Here is an 18,098-nt window from a genome sequence, read left to right on the forward strand (position 1 = left end):
AGAAGTCATGCAGTACGAAGCTATTCAATTCGAGCGCCGCGGTGCCGGCGCGTGGGTTATCTTAAACCGGCCTAGGGAGATGAACTCAATATCTGCACAAATGCTCGATGAGTTAGAAACTGTACTGATTGAGTGCCAATCCGATAACAATATCTGCGCTGTTGTCCTGACCGGCAAAGGGTCTGCCTTCTGTGCAGGGGCGGACTTGAAGAACGTGATTTCTTCTCTCAAGAACCCTGCACCTGGAACTAGAGATTTTCTTGATCGCTTCAATGATGTTTTCGGGCTCCTGCGGAAGCTACCCAAGCCCGTAATCGCCGCTGTCAATGGCATAGCGTTGGCCGGCGGATTGGAACTTGTCATGTGCTGTGATCTTGTTTTTGCAGCCGAAAGCGCCAAACTCGGCGATGCCCACTCCAACTATGGGGTTTTTCCCGGTGCTGGTGGCGCAGCGATATTGCCGAGGAGGATAGGTCTAAACCGTGCCAAGTATCTCTTATTCAGTGGAGATTTTGTTTCAGCAGCTGAAATGGAAAGATATGGTTTGATAAACCGAGTTGTGCCGGATGCGGAACTTGCCGTGGAAGTGGAAAGCTTTGTTGAAAAGCTTGCGACAAAGAGTCCTTTAGTGCTGCGCCGGATGAAGGAAGTGGCAAACGCCTCTCTGGATCAGGCTCAGGAGGCGGCTTTGCGCCATGAGATATTAAATTTACGTCAGCACTGCCGTTCCTATGACCTTGAGGAAGGACTCAGAGCCTTCATTGAGAAACGTAAACCCGAGTTTAAGGGCTATTGAGAGGGTGAGCCAAAATGCAAGTTAAGGATAGAGTGTTCATTATCAGCGGCGGCGCCTCTGGCCTTGGTGAGGCATGTTCGCGATTGTTCGCGGAATCCGGTGCGAAAGTTGGGATATTAGACTTAAATGAGGAAAAAGGGGAGATGCTTGCAAAGGTGTTCGGTGCCTCTGCAGTTTTCTATAAAACTGATGTGAGCAACGAGAATTCAGTGCAGGCAGCGGTAGAAGCAGTTGTAAAAGCGTTCGGGGCAGTACATGTGGCCATAAACTGCGCCGGGCTAATTAATGCAGCAAAAGTCTACTCAAAGAAGGGTCTCTTTCCTATGGACATCTTTAACAAGGTAATCCAGGTAAACTTAATAGGTACCATGCACTTGATACGTTTCAGCGTTCAAGAAATGATGAAGAACGAACCGGACGAAAATGGTGAGAGGGGCGTTATTGTCAACACTTCTTCCGCTGCAGCCTTTAGTGGTCAGGTTGGGCAGGCGGCATACAGCGCATCCAAAGCCGGTGTGGTCGGCATGACTCTTCCCATCGCTCGGGAGATTGGAGATTACGGCATGCGGATCGTTACGATTGCTCCTGGGCTTTTCGAGACACCGATGTCAGGCGGTATGCCGGAGTCTTTCAAGCAGGAGGTTATCGGGCATATCCCCTTCCCAAAACGGCTTGGTAGGCCGGTGGAGTTTGCGTGGATGGCGCGGCACATTGTGGAGAACCCCTATCTCAACGGTACGACAATTATGCTGGACGGGGCAGCGCAGCTGCCTGCTAAGTGAGGTAGTGCCGATAGTATGGTGTTTTCTTTGACGCTATTGCAAATTTGTTAAACAGGGGATTGTAAAGTATGCATAAGCTTTTTTATCCGGAAAGCGTTGTGGTTTATGGAGTTTCCAATAGTCCAACGAATTTGGGGAGAACAATTATACAAAATCTCGAACATTTTAAGTTCAAAGGTCATATCCATGCTGTTGGTTCGGAAAGCGGCGATTTGAACGGGCGAAAAATTTTCCCCGGACTTGAAGAGATCGAGGGGATTCCGGATTTGGCCGTAATTTTGATTCCAGCCCGCAGCGTTCCCGAAGCCCTGGAGGCTTGCGGGGAAAAGGGTATCCGTTATGCCATAATCGAATCTGGCGGCTTTAATGAATTTGGAGGTCAAGGCTTAGCGTTACAGCAACAGGTTATGGATATCGCACGTAAATGGGGTATTCGCTTCGTCGGTCCAAACTGCATCGGAATTATCAATATGGAGAACAGCCTTGCGCTACCATTTTCTCTTCTTGATGCATCTATTTTTAAAAAAGGATCCATTTCCATAGTCTCTCAGAGCGGCGGTTTTGTCGTAGACGCTTTGCACCTGCTGTTATCAGAAAAGATTGGGGTCAATAAGGTTATCAGCATGGGAAATAAGCTGGACTTTAATGAAAATGATTATCTGGAGTTTCTGTTGTCGGATCCAGGCACCAAGATCATAGTGCTTTATTTGGAAAACATCAGCGACGGCAGGCGCTTGATGAGCCTGGCCGGGAAGACGGGCAAGCCTATAATTGTTCTAAAAGCGAATATAGGGGCAGAGAGTCATCAGGCTGCACAATTTCATACTGCGGCACTGGCTGGCGATGATGCGGTTGCCGATGCCGCCCTGAAGCAAGCTTGCATGCACAGGGTTCAAAACATGCAGGAGATGCTGGATTTCGCAAAAATATTTTCCCTGCCCCTGTTAAAGGGGCCGAATCTGGCCATTATATCCCGTTCAGGCGGCTATGCCGTCATGCTGGCCGATGCCGTGCATCGATACGGTTTCAGACTGGCAAAAATGTCTGACGTCTTTTTCGATATGGTCGGTGCGGAGGCCAGGGCCGGGGTCATTCGCATGACCAATCCTTTGGATCTGGGAGATGTTTTCAATGTCGACTTTTATCTCCGGCTTGTGGAAAGGGCACTCCAGGAAGAGACTGTAGACGGTCTTGTTTTTAATCACGCTATCATATTTGACACAGATGTTGAACCCACCCACCGCCTTATCTCTTCATCAATGGAATTAGCCGTAAAATACGGAAAGCCCGTTGTTTTCCGGATGTTGCCGATAGATGAATGGCTGATGCATGGTCCCATTTTTTCCGAGGCGGATTACGCCTTGAAAGCCTTGTCAAAGTCATTGACCCACTATAATAAGCTGCAAGAAAGGGATAGATCTAATAAGCCGGGCTTAATAACGCCTCCTATTAGTTCTGATCAAATAGTCATTCGAAATTCCGCCGATGTTTTAGATGTATTACGGGCATATGGGTTATCCGTTGCGGATTATGAGCTGGTTAATGATTTAAGCGAGTGTCTCAGGGCGGCAGAAAAGATCGGTTATCCGGTTGCTTTAAAGACCGCTTCAAAAGATATTATTCACAAGACAGAAGCCGGTGGAGTGAGATTAAATATAGAAAATCCCGAAGAACTGGAAAGGGCATTTCTGGCGATGCATTCCGCTACCAGGAAGCACCGAAACAAAGAGGATGGGGGGTTCCTTGTACAAAAGATGGCCCCTGCCGGGTTGGAAGTGTTCATTGGTGGAAAGCAAGATCCCGAATTTGGTCCAGTGATCCTATTCGGCCTGGGCGGAATCTTTCTTGAAGTGCTTAAAGATATTTCCATGAGGATTGCACCGATTGATGAAAGGGTCGCAAGTGAAATGATCGAGGAGATCAAGGGGCATTTGCTTTTGAAGGGTTTTCGGGGTAGGCAGGAGGCGGATGTGTCTTTCCTGATCAAGTGCCTCATAAGAATATCGCAGCTGTTGACGGATCATTCCGAGATTAAGAACCTGGATCTGAACCCGCTCATAGTTTTGGAGAAAGGCCGCGGTGGTATGATTGTGGATGCTAAGATGGAAATTGCTTTATCATAAAAAACTTACACGCAACCATTCGCTTTAATGGTGTAAATTCAAGAAAGGAGAAAAAAATGGCTGGAGCACTTGCTGGTTTGAAAGTTCTCGACTTTACCACCTTGCTTCCGGGGCCTTACGCCACCATGTATTTAGCGGACATGGGTGCAGATGTGCTCAGGATCATATCGGGATCCAGGCCAGATGTAATGGATTTTTTACCACCCTTTATCCCGGGGACTAAGTTGTCGGCTGTATCGGCACTGTTGGGGAGGAATAAGAAGGTTATGACACTGAATCTTAAGGATCCCCGTGCCGTGAAGGTGATCCACCAACTTTTGGCCGAGTACGATATTGTTATCGAGCAATTCCGTCCCGGAGTCATGGCCAAGCTTAAACTCGATTACCAGAGCCTCAAGGCCGTTAACCCGCGTGTGATCTATTGCTCTCTAACCGGCTACGGTCAGACAGGGCCGATGAGGGATCGCGCCGGCCATGATATCAACTACATCGCACTCTCAGGTGTCGCGTCTTACTCGGGGAAGAAGGATTCAGGTCCAGCGCTAATGGGTATTCAAGTCGCAGATGTTGCCTCAGGTTCAAATAACGCCATAATCGGCATCCTGGCTGCTGTCATCTACCGTCAAAATACCGGAAAAGGACAGTATATAGACATTTCAATGACCGATGGAATGATTGCTTTAAATGCAATGCAGGGTGCGGCTTTTCTGGTGGATGGAAAGGAACCGGAGAGGGAGGAAACACTGGTCAACGGTGGTTCCTTGTACGACTACTACGAGACGAAAGATGGTAGATATGTAAGTTTCGGTGGTGTCGAGCCTCAATTCTTCAACGCTTTTTGCCAAACCATCGGAAGGCCAGACCTCGCCGCAGAAGGTGTGGCACCAAAAGAGTGCGCCAAAATAAAGGAAGAGGTGCGAGAAATCATAAAAGCAAAGACGCTGGATGAATGGGTGACTCTGTTCAACACCACCGATGCATGCTTTGAGCCGGTCCTTACACTCTCCGAGGTTTTGGGAGGTCGGCTAGTCCAGGAGCGCGGAATGGTGGTGGATGTTCCGGGTCCCGGTGGTATAAAAGTGAAACAGATCGCCAATCCCATCAGGTTTTCCGACTCTCCCACCGAGTACCGCCACATTGGGATCCCTGTAACCGAGGCTAATACTAAAGATATTATGATGAGTCTTGGCTATACCGAGGCGGAAATAGAGGAATTTGCAAAAACGGGTCTTTTTAAATAATTTAGAAAACATATTGGAGGGTTGAATTTGACAACCGGGCAATTTGTTAAAATAACTCGCGAAAATAATACGGCTGTAATAACAATAGATAATCCACCGGTTAATGCTCTTAGCCACCAGATTATAGATGAACTTGACCGGATTTTAGATGAACTGGTTGGAGAAACCGATGTACGGTCGGTAATAATCACCGGCGCTGGGGAAAAGGCTTTTGTGGCGGGTGCTGATATACGGCAGTTTCCCTATCTCACTAAGGAAAAGGGTTACGATCTGGCTCGCACCGGGCAACTTGTTTTTAATAAAATTGAAGCATTAAATGTGCCGGTAATTGCGGCCATAAACGGGTTTTGCCTTGGCGGGGGCTGTGAACTGGCTATGGCGTGTGATATCAGAATTGCCGGGGAAAATGCCAAACTAGGGCAGCCCGAGGTTAATTTAGGGATAATTCCCGGATATGGTGGAACCCAACGTTTACCTAGACTAGTTGGTGCGGGCAAAGCCAAAGAGCTTATTTTCACCGGGGAAGCCATTGATGCCCGTGAAGCTTACCGGATTGGCCTGGTGGATATACTGGTTCCTCCCGGAGAGGCTTTAAAACGTGCCCTGGCTCTTTGTGCCAAGATTCAAGAGAAGGGACCGCTAGCCATCAGTGCAGCCAAAAAAGCTGTTAACCGGGGACTGGATCAAACTTTAGACGACGGATTGGAACTTGAGGCCGTGCTTTTTAAAGAATTATGCGCCACGGAAGATCAAAAGGAGGGAGCCAGGGCATTTTTAGCTAAGGAAAAGCCGCGGTTTCAAGGGAAATAGTTGCAATTGCTGAAAGCCCATTGGTCTAGCTATTAGCCGGGATTACCGGTAAGATGTCATGTAAGAGAAAATGCTAAATGTCAGGGGTGTTTAGCGTGGAGAATGTAGTTATTGTTGGAGCTGCCCGGACCCCTATAGGGGATTTTATGGGTGCACTTAAAGATATACCGGCTGTAGAACTGGGTTTAGTGGCGGCCCGGGCAGCTATGGAGCGTGCCGGAATAGACCCCGGGCAGGTGGAGGATGTAGTTGCCGGGATGGTATACAAGGTGGGAGCGAAGGGAAACCCTGCCCGTCAGGTACAGTTGAAAGCAGGTATCCCGGAAGCTGTTGCGGCAGCAACAATAGAGCAGCAGTGTGCCTCCAGCATGCGGGCGATGGAAATTGCGGCACAGCAGATTATGCTTGGCAAGTCGGGTGTTAGTTTGGTTGTTGGCATGGAAAGCATGTCCCGAGTGCCACACCTGTTGATTGATGCGCGTACGGGATACAGGCTGGGCGCGGGGCGGGTAGAGGACGGTCTGCTGCACGAAGCTCTGCACGATGCGTTCCACGGGTACCATATGGGAATGACCGCTGAAAACCTGGCAGATAAATATGGCATTTCACGTCAGGAACAGGACGAACTGGCTTTATTAAGTCATCAGCGGGCAGTGGCTGCTATCCAGGAAGGAAAATTCAAAGATGAAGTTGTTCCGGTAGAAATAAAGAATAAAAAGGGGACTTCGGTGGTACACACGGATGAACACCCGCGGACTGACACATCCTTGGAATCTCTCGCAAAACTCCGGCCGGCCTTTAAGGAGGGCGGGACCGTAACAGCGGGCAACGCCAGTGGGATTAACGACGGCGCTGCGGCTCTGGTGCTGATGGCTGAATCCAAAGCAAGAGAATTAGGTATAAAGCCGCTGGCGAGAATAATTGCCACCGCCTCTATTGGGGTGGCCCCCGAGATTATGGGTATTGGGCCGGTATACGCCATTCCCAAGGCGCTCAGATACGCAGGTCTGGATTTGAAGGATATGGATTTGTTTGAAATCAATGAGGCTTTTGCCGCCCAGTTTCTTGCAGTTAACCGGGAATTAAAGCTAGACATGAGTCGGGTTAACGTCAACGGTTCCGGGATTGCGTTAGGCCATCCGGTAGGCTGTACTGGAATTAGAATTGTTGTCAGCCTAATTTATGAAATGCGCCGCCGGGGCGATCGCTTTGGAGTGGCATCCTTGTGCGCAGGCGGAGGTCCTGCTATGGCAGCAGTTATAGAAATAATTAATTAATAGAAGGAGAGATTGAGTTATGAGCATACAAACCATTGGTGTTATTGGGGCCGGGACCATGGGGTCGGGAATAGCCCAAGTCGCGGCTTGCGCGGGATATCAGGTAATTTTGAGTGATATACAAAAGGAATTTGTGGACAGGGGCCTCGCCAACATCAGGAAAAGCCTGGAACGACTGTCGGCCAAAGGTAAAATAAAAGACTCCGTGGATACAGTAATGGACAGGCTGACGCCTATTACAGGTCTGGATGGCATTAAGGGGGCCGATCTGGTTTTTGAAGTGATTATCGAGAATATGGAGAAAAAGAAAGATTTATACCGAGAAATTGACCGGATTTGCAGAGCGGAGGTTGTATTTTGTTCCAATACTTCGGGTTTGAGCATAACAGAAATGGCTTCGGCCACCAAGCGCTCCGACCGCGTAATCGGGACTCATTTTTTCAACCCGGTGCCAGTTATGGAACTGGTGGAAATAATTCGCGGTCATGATACCTCGGATGAAACATACTTGATTGCTCAAAATTTGTGTGAAAGCTTTGGCAAGAAAACAATTACCGTTAATGAAGCGCCTTTGTTTGCTGTAAACAGGATACTTGTACCTATGATCAATGAGGCTATCTTCGTGCTTCAAGAAGGTGTTGCCAGTAAAGAGGATATTGACCTTGGGATGAAACTTGGGGCTAATCATCCTATCGGACCTTTAGCCCTGGCCGATATGATCGGATTGGATGTGTTGCTGATGGTTATGGAAACCCTTTGTAACGAAACTGGTGATCCCAAATACCGTCCGGCCACATTATTGCGCAAGCTGGTCCGGGCAGGCCATTACGGCAGAAAGACAGGCCGAGGTTTTTATGAGTATTAAGCACCTGATTATTCTGAATAAATCACAATGGTTTTATTAGATTGCTAATTGAGTAATCATGGGAGTGAGATTATGGAATTTTCGGAAATTATTTATGACTTGAAAAACGGGGTTGCTACCATTACCCTAAATCGCCCGGAAAGTTTAAATGCTATCAGCATTTCTATGGCCAGGGAACTTGCCCTGGCTATAGAATGGGCTGCAAGAGACAGTGAATGCAGAACTGTGGTGCTTACTGGGGCAGGTCGCGCTTTTAGTGTAGGCGGTGATATTAAATACATGAAAAAGGGATTATCAGCGGTAGAGGGACGGAACTACGTGATGGAGGTTGGCCGTCCCATTATGCTTATCCATAAAATAGAAAAGCCAGTTATAGCGGTGGTTAACGGTTATGCCATGGGAGCCGGGTTTAACCTTGCGCTAGCGGCTGACCTTCTAGTTGCAGTTAAAGGGGCTAAATTTGGTCAGGTATTTACGCGGGTGGGTCTGGCCATTGACGGCGGCGGCAGCTATTTTCTCCCTAAGATATTGGGACCTGCTCGGGCCAAGGAACTGGTTTTCACTGGAAGAATAATCGATGCTGAAGAAGCCCTGCAGATGGGGTTGGTTAATAAGGTTGTGGAAAAGGACAAATTGGAACAGGTAGTATCAAGCTTGGCCGGTAAGCTTTCCCGTGGACCTTCCCAGGCCCTGGGTCTTGCAAAAATGTTGATCAATGCCGGAATGAACGAAGATTTAGAGACAATTATATCCAGTGAGGCCTTTGCTCAGAGTGTTTGCATGCAGACCGGGGACCATAAGGAGGGGTTGGCGGCTTTTCTTGAAAAGCGAGAGCCGGTTTTTGGGAAAAAATAATAATTGTAAAGCATATTATAGAATCACTTGGATTTCCGCACATTGTAAGAAGATTTTATTTTATTTTGTGTAAAATCTTATTTGATATAAAAATCATAAATGACTATAATGTCATTATAGAAAGCCTGGGACGAGGGAAATGAAATGACAGCGATAAAAGACAATCCAACTAGAATAGAACGACGCAAGGAACAGATTAGGGAGAGAATTATTAAGGCTGCTTTGCAGGCTTTTGATGAATATGGTTATGCCAAGACGACGGTGGATGACATAACAACACGGGCGGACATTGGTCATGGAACCTTTTATCAATATTTTAAAAGTAAGCAGGACCTCCTTGTGATGATGGCTGATGATCTAGCTGAGCGGTTGGATGATTACGTTCGCCCTAAAAATAAACATTTAAGTGTTTATGAAAGAATGAATTATGAAGCACGGGGAATATTAAATTTTTACGTAAAGCACAGGAGTTTACTTGCGGCATTAAAAGAAGCAATGATGATTGAAAGACAATTTGAGGAAAAATGGAAAAAAATAACTAATAGTCTTTTTAGACGCATTGAGCGCGACATTAAGGGATCCATGCAGAAGGGATATTGTCGTAACGTTGATGTTGACGTGGCTATTAGAGCTTTTACTTTTATGCTAGAAGGTTATGCCCATTATGTAATGATGGAAATACCCGGTTCTGTTGATATTGATGCTACTGCCGATTCTTTGACCGACTTGGTCTATCATGCAATTTTTAAAGTCCAGAATTAGAACTTCAGTCAATGTTGTTTGGATTTAATTTATATTTTAGGGGTTGCATAATAACTGCGACCTGAAAAATAATGCCGGTTGAACATTTTAGAAGACAATGCCGGTAAAAATTTTCTTGACCGACAATTGTTTAAATGTTATGATAATGCAAATATAACGGGTAAAAGGTAATGAAGGGGAAAAGTAGGCGGTACACAGCCTTTCAGGGAGGAAGCGTCGTGACTGAAAGCGCTTCTAAGGTATGCATCGTTGAAGTTCTCCCCCGAACCGCCGGGCTGAACTACTCAACAAGTAGGCCCGGACGGAAACTTCCACCGTTAAAAGGAAGGGGGTATAAGGAATATTTCCCGTACCCTGCCAAGAGTGGGCCTTAATGGTCAATTAGGGTGGTACCGCGAAAGTAACATTTCGTCCCTGGGGGATGAAATGTTTTTTTATTTAAGTACACCTGTGGGCAGGCGGTACGGTGGTGTTCCCGTACCCTGAAGAAGAGGGTTTTTGATAAAACCAAACGGGGTGGTACCGCGGAAGGCCACAGCTTTCGTCCCCACGAAAGCTGTGGCCTTTTTATATACCGAAACCCGGGGGTGATAGGGATAAATCCACAGGTGGACTTAAAGCACAGGGGCGACCGGACGGGATCGCCCGCCGCATAATTCTTTTTTGCCGCGCCGGCGGCGTGGTCGACCAACAAGATAATGAGTTGCCTTGAGGAGGGATAAATTATGCATAAATCATTAAGAATAACGGGTTTAACACTGTTGACAACCCTGTTGTTAATTATTGGCGCATTAGCGGGTGGATGCGCTTCAAGCCAAAATAACTCCGGTAGTGCCGGGCAGGCAAAGGAACAGGCCGGAGAACCGTATCAATTAGGGGCGGTTATCGATATTAGCGGCAATTCTTCTTCTCTGGGCGTGCCCGAGCGGGATACTTTGCTGATGCTGGTTGAAAAGTTGAATCGAGCCGGCGGGATTAACGGCCACCCGGTGGAATTGACCATCTTGGATAACAAAAGCGAAGAAACCGAAGCGGTGCTGGCAGTAAAAAAGTTAATTGAAAAAGATGTGCTGGCCGTACTGGGCTGTAGTTCCAGCGGGCCTTCCATGGCCATGGTCAACATTGTCCAGAACGCCAAAGTGCCCATGGTGTCCATGGCGGCAGCCAGCAGTATCGTTGAGCCCGTAAGCGAGCGCCAGTGGGTGTTTAAAACCGCCCAAAGCGACATTGTAACAGTAAAGAAAATCATTACTTATCTTAAAGCTCAGGGCCTGACCAGAGTGGCTTTCCTGTCTATGAACAATACTTACGGGGACGGGGGAAAAGCTGCGTTTACCGCCGCAGCCGAGGAAAACGGTATTGAAATTGTAGTGGAAGAGAAGTTTGAGGCCAGCGATAAAGATATGACGCCGCAACTCACTAAAGTTAAGGCCAGCGGGGCCCAGGCTGCTGTGGTGTGGGCCATCCCGCCTTCCGCGTCAATTATTACCAAGAATTTCAGGGATATGGGGTTGTCGATTCCGCTGATCCACAGCCACGGTGTGGGGAACCAGAAATTTATCGAGCTTGCCCAGGGGGCCGCGGAGGGGGTTATTTTACCCATCGGCAAGCTGGCCGTGGCATCACAAATTCCTGACAGCGATCCCCAGAAAAAGGTGCTGGAAAGTTATATTGCCGATTACCAGGCCAAATACAACACACTGCCCAATTCCTTCGGCGGGTATGCCTGGGACGCCTTCAACCTGGTGGTGGCCGCCATTGAAAAGGCCGGACCGGACCGCGCCGCCATCCGCGACGAGCTGGAGAAGAACACCAGCGGGTTTGTGGGAATCTCGGGCGTATTTAATATGTCGCCCGCGGATCATAACGGGCTTGGCGTGGACTCCATGGTACTGGTAGAAGTTAAGGACGGCAAGTGGCAACTTCTTGAATGACGGGGTGTTGATATGCCAGACCAGTTGATGCAGCTTCTTTTTTCGGGGCTGACCCTGGGGAGCATCTATGCTTTGATTGCTTTGGCCCTGGTTACCACCTTTAACATCACCGGGGTCCTAAATCTTGCCCAGGGGGAATTCGCCGCCATCGGGTCGTTGCTGGCTATCAGCCTGTATGCAGCCGGAATCCCTTCAACCGTCGCTTTTATCCTGTCCATTGCGCTGGTGGCGATGCTGGGAGGGCTATTGGAGCGGGCGGCGATTTACCCGGCCCGGCGGGCGTCGGGGCTAACCTTGATTATTATCACCATTGGCCTGTCCATATCACTGCGCGGCCTGGCGTTATTGATCTGGGGTACCGAAACATACTCGCTCCCCGCCTTTACCAAAGGCGGGCCCCTGTTCATCGGGGGGGCTGCTGTCAACCCGCAAAGTATTTGGATCCTGGGGCTTGCAATTTTAACCCTGTCGCTGCTCTATACTTTTTTTGAACTGACGTACGCGGGTAAAGCGGTAAAAGCGGCTGTCGTTAATCGCACCGCGGCCAGGCTGGTGGGTATCAATCCCGGTACCGTGTCCTTTTGGGCTTTTATGGGCAGCGGGGCGCTGGGCGCGGCAGCGGGCATTTTCATCGCCCCTGTAACCATGACCACCTACGATATGGGCTTTATGCTGGGCGTCAAAGGTTTCGTGGCCGCAGTCATAGGGGGGTTGAGCAGTGTCGGGGGCGCCGTTGTGGGCGGGCTGCTCTTGGGTGTCCTGGAGTCATATTGTGCCGGCCTGGTATCCTCCGGGTTGAAAGACGCCCTGGCGGTAATCGTTCTGCTGGCGGTGCTTCTGGTAAGGCCGCAGGGTCTTCTGGGCGTTTTGGGTGAACGTAAAATATAAGTAAGGCGGGAAAGCAGTGGGTCGGAATAAAATTTTTACGAAGATTAAAAAACCTTTTTTATGGCCGGCGTGCGTCGTGTTATTCATGGCTCTGCCCCTGGTGGTTGACAGCAATTACATCACCAGCGTGCTCATTGTCATTGGCCTTTACACCATCATCGTGCAGGGCCTGGGCATTTTGATGGGGTATGCGGGGCAGGTATCCTTCGGCCACGGCGGGTTCTTCGGCCTGGGTGGGTACGCTGTGGCAGTATTGACCACGCGCTATGACTGGCCGCCGGTTTTGGCGCTGTTGGCCGCGATTGCCCTGCCGGGGCTGGTTGCAGCCGGCATCGGCAGGCCGGCGCTTAAACTCCGGGAGTTTTACCTGGCCCTGGGTACCATGGGTTTTGGCATCCTGATTCATACAATGTTCAACGAGGCCGGGAAATTGACCGGGGGGCCGTCGGGAATTGCGGGAATTCCATACCTTTCCACCGGTGGGCTGGTCTTTGACAGCGATATCAAATTTTTCTACCTGGTTTGGGCGGTGGTGCTGCTGGTTTTATTCGGCATCAACAATTTAATCCGCTCGCGGGTGGGCAGGGCGCTCCGCGCCATCAGGGAAAGCGAGCACGCCGCCGAAACCGCCGGGATAGATACCGGCAAGCTGAAATTAAAGGCATTTATTTTCAGCGCCCTCCTGGCGGGGTTGGCCGGCGGGCTCTACGCCTTTTATGTAACCTTTGTAAGCCCCGCTCCATTTGGTTTCAATGCCTCGGTGCAATTTGTGTTGATGGCCGTGGTCGGGGGGTTGGGTACTTTTTTCGGCCCCCTGCTGGGGGCGACGCTGGTGGTGTTGCTGGGAGAGTTCTTGCGCTGGGCGATCCCGCTGGTTATCCCCGGCGCCGGCGGTGAGTATGAGATTGTTTTTTTCGGGCTGATTCTGGTGCTTTTAATGATCTACCGCCCCGAGGGCCTGGGGACCTTGGGCAAAATTTTAACATCACCCGGGAAGAAAAAGCCGGGCGCGGCGGAAGCGGGTATACCCGGTGGTGGTCGAGGTTATGAGGTTAATTGAAGTTGGTTAAGGGGGTTCCCGGTATGCTGCTGGAAGTGCAAGGTCTGACCAAACAGTTTGGGGGTGTTGCCGCAGTCAGGGATGTTGGTTTTCAAGTAGCCGAAGGCACCATTTTTGCCTTGATCGGTCCCAACGGCGCCGGTAAAACCACGGTGTTTAATTTGATCACCGGGATGCTCCGGCCTGACGCCGGGTCCATCAACTTTTCGGGAAGACGGCTTGACGGGCTGAAACCCTACCAGATTGCCGCGGCGGGTATCACCAGAACATTTCAGAACCTTCAATTGTTCGGCGGGATGACTGTACTGGAAAACGTGATGACCGGCGCCCATATCAAGGGTAAAACCGGCTTTATCAAGGCAATGTTGCGCCGGCCCGGTATAAACGCCGAGGATAAACAAATTATTGAACATTCCATGGCCCTACTGGGCGAGGTGGGGTTGGACGGTTCAGCGAACCTTCCTGCCGCCGCGCTTCCCTTCGGCAGCCAGCGGCTGTTGGAGATAGCCAGGGCGCTGGCCTCCGGCCCCCGGCTGGTCCTGCTGGATGAACCCGCCGCGGGATTAAACAGTACCGAAACCAGGACCCTGGCCGGCTACCTGAAAAAATTGAGGAACAACGGCCTGACCATGGTCTTGGTCGAACATGATATGGAAACCGTAATGGAAGTGGCCGACCGCATTTTGGTTTTAAATTTCGGCCGGGTCATAGCTGAAGGGACACCGGCGGAAGTGCAGGCCGACCCGAAAGTGATCAGGGCTTACCTGGGGGAGGATGAACGAATTGCTTAAAATAAAAGGACTGGATGTTTATCACGGCTACGTGCAGGCGATCAGGGGGCTTTCCCTGCGTGTAAAAGAGGGTGAATTGCTGGCCATCCTCGGTGCCAACGGGGCGGGTAAAAGCACTCTGCTCGGGACGCTGGCCGGCCTGCACAAACCGGCTAAAGGAAATATTTTAATTAGGAAAGGCGACACACCTCCCGCGGAGGAATGTCCCCAATATAAGAAAGGTTTCAAACCCCATGCGGGGGAATGTCCCCAATGGGAAGATATAACGGGAAATGCTCCCGAAAAAATGGTGCGCCGGGGTATCAGCCTGGTGCCGGAAAGAAGGGAAATCTTCGGCTCTTTGAGTGTATTGGATAACCTTGTGCTCGGCGCCTATCATCGTTACCGCAGCTGCGGCAAAGGTGCAATTTTAAACGACGCGCGGGAAGTGATGGAAATTTTCCCGGCTTTAAAGGGCAGGGAAAAGGAAATGGCGGGTACGCTAAGTGGCGGCCTGCAGCAAATGCTGGCCATCGGTAGGGCGCTGATGGCCCGGCCCAGGCTGCTGCTTCTGGATGAGCCTTCGGTGGGCCTGGCCCCGCTGGTGGTGCGCGAAATTATGTCCGTCCTTGCCCGGCTGAAGCAAACCGGTGTAACAATTGTTCTGGTGGAGCAAAACACCAGGGCCGCGCTAAAAGTGGCGGACGGGGCGCTGGTCATGGAGCGGGGTTCGATTACTCTAAGTGGCAGTTCGGCTGAACTAATGTCCAATTCCAAAGTGTAGCAGGCCTACCTTGGCCGCGCCCGCGTTCAACCCGCCTGGGATCGGGCTTGAACAGTCGATTTAACAAAATCACCTGCGGTATTTTTACTTTTTGTCCCCGGTACCGGGTTGTCGGTTACTTGTTGGAAGAAACTGACAAAAGGGAATTGAGGTTTCTTTCCAGCACGCTGCCGAATCTTTCCCCCGGGCGCCCTTCCTTGAGGAACAGCTCGACACAGCGTTCCAGGGCACCGGCAACCTGCTCATCACCAGCTAGGGGGAGAATTTCGGTCGCCAGGCGGGGGTGGCGCCCCAGCTTACCGCCCGCCAGCACTCTGTAGCCGGTTTGACTTACCCGCATGGCGCCGTTGGGGCAGGCGCGGGCGCACTGGCCGCAATTCAGGCAGGCCGCCCTGTTGATTATCGCCCCGGCATCGTCCATGGTGATCGCCCCCTCGGGGCAGGCCGCGGCGCAGGCCCCGCATTTGTCGCAGCCCGTTCCCACCTCCGGCCGGGCCTGCCCCTGGACGCCGAAATCCTTGATTTGGGGCTGGCTGCAGGAATTGGGACAGCCCGCCAAAGCCACGTGGAACATTTGATGGTGCATCGGCCGGGAGGTGTTCACCCTGGCCCCCAGCCTGGCGTTAAAACGCCGGTCGGCCATCACCCGCCGAAGCGTTGATTCCAGCTTGTCCAGGTCCACAACCCGGTTGGGACAGTTAAAACATTTTTTTATGGTAAAAAAGTCCATGCTTCAACCCCTCCAGTGCAGTGCAGTGGCACAATAATATTCACGTCACGAAAGCTGTTTATAGTATACCGCAGGAAAGGAAGGGCTTCTGTAACTTTACTCGTGTTTCCAGTGTGATCTTAATCACACAAACCAAAAACAAAGCCCACCGGGAAGATGGGCTTTGTTAAACTTTATTTGGAAAAATATCTTTCCAGCATACCCTTTAAAGCCCGGGCATGGCGTCCTTCATCCCTGGCGGATTCATCAAAAAAGTCGTGGGCCTCGTCTATATTTTGCTCCTTGGCTTTAATGGCCGCCTCCCGTTTCCCTTTGTTGGCCATTGTTTCGCCGGCTAATGCCTTCTCCAAGTTTTCCTTGGTGCTGCCGGAGATTTCCCCGTTCAACTCGGCAAACCGCGCCGCGTGTTGGGCCTCTTCCCAGGCGATGGTTTTAAGTACTTCGGCTATCTCCGGATACCCTTCCCGCTGGGCCTGGCGGGCGGCGGCCAGGTACCACCCAACTTCCCAGTTCTCACCGTTGAAATTCGCTTTAACCGCTTCCTCAAGGGGAGTTCCCTTGGTAACACCCAATTTGTTTTCAATAGTCAGTTCCATGGTTCATACCTCCTGTTTATTATTAATTTTTCACCAATTTCATCAGCTATACGGCAAAAGTAAACTCGCCATTTTCTTTTTGGGCAAAGAAATCGGCATAGGTCAGCTCGAAAACCCGGTCCTGGTGACCGGAAACGTCGATGCCATCCTTGATCAGCTCTCCCAGTAAACCGGCATTGGCAATATTGCCCTGTAAAATGGCACCCATAATTCTCCCACTTTGCAGAACAACTTTTTTATAATTACCGGCATCCTCATATATCAACTCCTCATAACTTTCGTCCGGGGGGTTGACAAGGCCAAAGGATATTGCCGGGAGTCCAAAATAAACCATGGCGTTTTTAAAGGCAAAATTATCTTCCATTTTTCGGGTTACTCCCGCCATATTGGACCCGGCCACCTGTCCCTGTTTGACCGCTGCCGGCCAAATGGGCGTAGGGATTACCTTGCCGGTAAACGTTTCCCGAGATTCGCAAACGTCCCCCGCAGCGAAAACGTCCGGCAATGAAGTTTGTTGAAATTCATTTACCTTTATTCCGCGCTCCATTGCGACGGTGGTGTCCTTGAGAAACTCAACATTCGGCTTTACTCCGGCCGCAACGATTACCATTCCGCAGGGCACCATTTTCCCGCTGTTCAGCTTTACACCCCGCACATTACCCCGCGCGTCCAACACCACCGATACAACCTTTTCGTTAAAGAATAATTCCATGCCGTGCTCCCGGCATAACCGTTCATACCTTTCAGCGGCTCTCGCATCCAACTGCAGCGGCAGCAGGTGCCCGGCAACTTCGACAACCGACACCCTGATCCCGCGCAGGGTCAAGGCGTAAGCGGCGTCCATGCCCACCAGCCCGGCTCCGACTACCACCGCTGCGGTTACTTTGCCCGCCTGACTGATTATTTCCAGCGCGTCTTCCAGATTACGCAGCACCCGGACTTGTTTCCCCCGGGCAAGGTTTTCCACGGGCGGCAGTACGGGGGACGCGCCGGTGGCAATCAACAGGCGGTCGTACCGGTGTTCTTCTCCATTTGACAGCCGGACGACTTTCCTATCCGGATCCAGTTTGGCCGCTTCCCGGCAGGCCAGCCAATAAATGTTATAGTGTTCAAAGAAATTCTGATCTATAAAACCGGCCTCTTGCATGGACCGCTGCCCGCTGATAACAAGATGCAGCATACAGCGGGAATAGACATGCTCATCTTTGGAAATAACAGTAATCTCACCATCGCCGTCCAGTTCGCGGATTGTCCTGGCCGCGCTGATACCAGCGGCACTGGCGCCCAAGATCAAGTATTTCATTGGCGTTCTCCCTCTCCCGTTGCGGCGTTGCCGTTCGCCGGTTCCATTACAGGAATATTTACCGGTATCTTGCCGGTCCGTTTCGGCCAACGCAATAGCCCCGGTGGGGCAAGCTTCCACACAGAGGGGGAACGACCTGTCGTCGCAAAAGTCACACTTAACGGCCACCATGCCTTTCCCGTCGTCCGGCCGGATGATCCCGTAGGGGCAGGACATAACACACATCCAACACCCGGCGCATTTTTCCGGGTCGTGGTCTACCGTTCCCGTATCCGGGCTTTTAGTTAGCGCGCCGGACATGCAGGCGGCGACACAGGCCGGTTCGTCACAGTGCCGGCAGAGGATGGGCACCGGCTTGCCGTCAGTGCCCGCCTCGACGAAGTTTCTGGCCTGGTTGGCCGGGTTTTCCAGGTCCAGGGTCAAAACCGATTCAGCCGCGGAGTGGCCGGCCATACAGGCCACCTGGCAGTTCCTGCAGCCCTGGCATAATTCCTTGTTGATCAGGATGCGCTTCACGTGTTT

17 protein-coding genes and 1 other annotated feature are annotated in these 18,098 nt (G+C 50.8%); of the genes, 14 read left to right on the top strand and 3 right to left on the bottom strand.

All coding sequences use genetic code 11. The features are described from left to right. Positions 1-7 precede the first annotated feature (7 nt). The 14 genes from IT084_RS07685 to IT084_RS07750 all read left to right on the top strand — a co-directional run bounded on the left by IT084_RS07685 (position 8) and on the right by IT084_RS07750 (position 14,947). Positions 8-796 (top strand): enoyl-CoA hydratase/isomerase family protein, encoded by a 789-nt coding sequence (locus IT084_RS07685; protein WP_195712272.1) that lies wholly within the window; start codon positions 8-10, stop codon positions 794-796. Between the two features lie 14 nt (positions 797-810). Next, a complete protein-coding gene (locus IT084_RS07690) occupies positions 811-1,578 on the top strand; it encodes an SDR family NAD(P)-dependent oxidoreductase (protein ID WP_195712273.1) in 768 nt (255 codons plus the stop codon). Between the two features lie 68 nt (positions 1,579-1,646). After that, the gene (locus IT084_RS07695) at positions 1,647-3,701 is read left to right on the top strand and encodes an acetate--CoA ligase family protein (RefSeq protein ID WP_195712274.1); all 2,055 of its coding nucleotides are present in this window, start codon (positions 1,647-1,649) and stop codon (positions 3,699-3,701) included. Between the two features lie 56 nt (positions 3,702-3,757). Next, positions 3,758-4,942: a CaiB/BaiF CoA-transferase family protein gene (locus IT084_RS07700; RefSeq protein ID WP_195712275.1), complete on the top strand. Its 1,185-nt coding sequence runs from the start codon at positions 3,758-3,760 to the stop codon at positions 4,940-4,942. 27 nt (positions 4,943-4,969) lie between these two features. Next, on the top strand, positions 4,970-5,752 hold the full coding sequence (locus IT084_RS07705) for an enoyl-CoA hydratase/isomerase family protein (protein WP_195712276.1): 783 nt from the start codon (positions 4,970-4,972) through the stop codon (positions 5,750-5,752). A gap of 95 nt (positions 5,753-5,847) precedes the next feature. After that, positions 5,848-7,029, top strand: coding sequence for a thiolase family protein (locus IT084_RS07710; RefSeq protein WP_195712277.1), 1,182 nt, complete (start codon positions 5,848-5,850; stop codon positions 7,027-7,029). 25 nt (positions 7,030-7,054) lie between these two features. Next, positions 7,055-7,894: a 3-hydroxybutyryl-CoA dehydrogenase gene (locus IT084_RS07715; protein WP_313885453.1), complete on the top strand. Its 840-nt coding sequence runs from the start codon at positions 7,055-7,057 to the stop codon at positions 7,892-7,894. A gap of 72 nt (positions 7,895-7,966) precedes the next feature. Beyond that, entirely contained in the window at positions 7,967-8,749 is a 783-nt protein-coding gene (locus IT084_RS07720) for an enoyl-CoA hydratase/isomerase family protein (RefSeq protein WP_195712279.1), read from the top strand. 144 nt (positions 8,750-8,893) lie between these two features. Continuing rightward, a complete protein-coding gene (locus IT084_RS07725) occupies positions 8,894-9,511 on the top strand; it encodes a TetR/AcrR family transcriptional regulator (RefSeq protein WP_195712280.1) in 618 nt (205 codons plus the stop codon). A gap of 161 nt (positions 9,512-9,672) precedes the next feature. Then, positions 9,673-9,930: a binding site (T-box leader), on the top strand. Between the two features lie 303 nt (positions 9,931-10,233). Then, the gene (locus IT084_RS07730; RefSeq protein WP_395879600.1) at positions 10,234-11,445 is read left to right on the top strand and encodes an ABC transporter substrate-binding protein; all 1,212 of its coding nucleotides are present in this window, start codon (positions 10,234-10,236) and stop codon (positions 11,443-11,445) included. A gap of 12 nt (positions 11,446-11,457) precedes the next feature. Then, positions 11,458-12,333 carry a branched-chain amino acid ABC transporter permease gene (locus tag IT084_RS07735; RefSeq protein WP_195712282.1) on the top strand — a complete coding sequence of 292 codons (876 nt, stop codon included), beginning with the start codon at positions 11,458-11,460 and terminating at the stop codon, positions 12,331-12,333. Positions 12,334-12,349: 16 nt separating this feature from the next. Continuing rightward, the gene (locus tag IT084_RS07740) at positions 12,350-13,393 is read left to right on the top strand and encodes a branched-chain amino acid ABC transporter permease (RefSeq protein WP_395879570.1); all 1,044 of its coding nucleotides are present in this window, start codon (positions 12,350-12,352) and stop codon (positions 13,391-13,393) included. 23 nt (positions 13,394-13,416) lie between these two features. After that, positions 13,417-14,184: an ABC transporter ATP-binding protein gene (locus IT084_RS07745; protein ID WP_195712283.1), complete on the top strand. Its 768-nt coding sequence runs from the start codon at positions 13,417-13,419 to the stop codon at positions 14,182-14,184. Continuing rightward, complete coding sequence (locus tag IT084_RS07750) at positions 14,177-14,947, top strand: ABC transporter ATP-binding protein (protein WP_195712284.1); 771 nt, start codon at positions 14,177-14,179, stop codon at positions 14,945-14,947. Before IT084_RS07745 ends, IT084_RS07750 begins: the two co-directional genes overlap by 8 nt. Before the next feature lie 115 nt (positions 14,948-15,062). On the opposite strand, the gene IT084_RS07755 is transcribed toward IT084_RS07750, so the two are convergent. The 3 genes from IT084_RS07755 to IT084_RS07765 all read right to left on the bottom strand — a co-directional run bounded on the left by IT084_RS07755 (position 15,063) and on the right by IT084_RS07765 (position 18,092). Further along, positions 15,063-15,677 carry a 4Fe-4S dicluster domain-containing protein gene (locus IT084_RS07755; RefSeq protein WP_195712285.1) on the bottom strand — a complete coding sequence of 205 codons (615 nt, stop codon included), beginning with the start codon at positions 15,675-15,677 and terminating at the stop codon, positions 15,063-15,065. Between the two features lie 173 nt (positions 15,678-15,850). After that, positions 15,851-16,273 carry a ferritin family protein gene (locus IT084_RS07760; RefSeq protein ID WP_195712286.1) on the bottom strand — a complete coding sequence of 141 codons (423 nt, stop codon included), beginning with the start codon at positions 16,271-16,273 and terminating at the stop codon, positions 15,851-15,853. Positions 16,274-16,319: 46 nt separating this feature from the next. After that, positions 16,320-18,092, bottom strand: a complete 1,773-nt coding sequence (locus IT084_RS07765) for an FAD-dependent oxidoreductase (protein WP_195712287.1) — start codon at positions 18,090-18,092, stop codon at positions 16,320-16,322. Positions 18,093-18,098: the final 6 nt, after the last annotated feature.

Origin of the sequence: Desulfallas sp. Bu1-1 (assembly GCF_015594625.1) — a bacterium.
Lineage (GTDB): Bacteria > Bacillota > Desulfotomaculia > Desulfotomaculales > Desulfallaceae > JADNRQ01.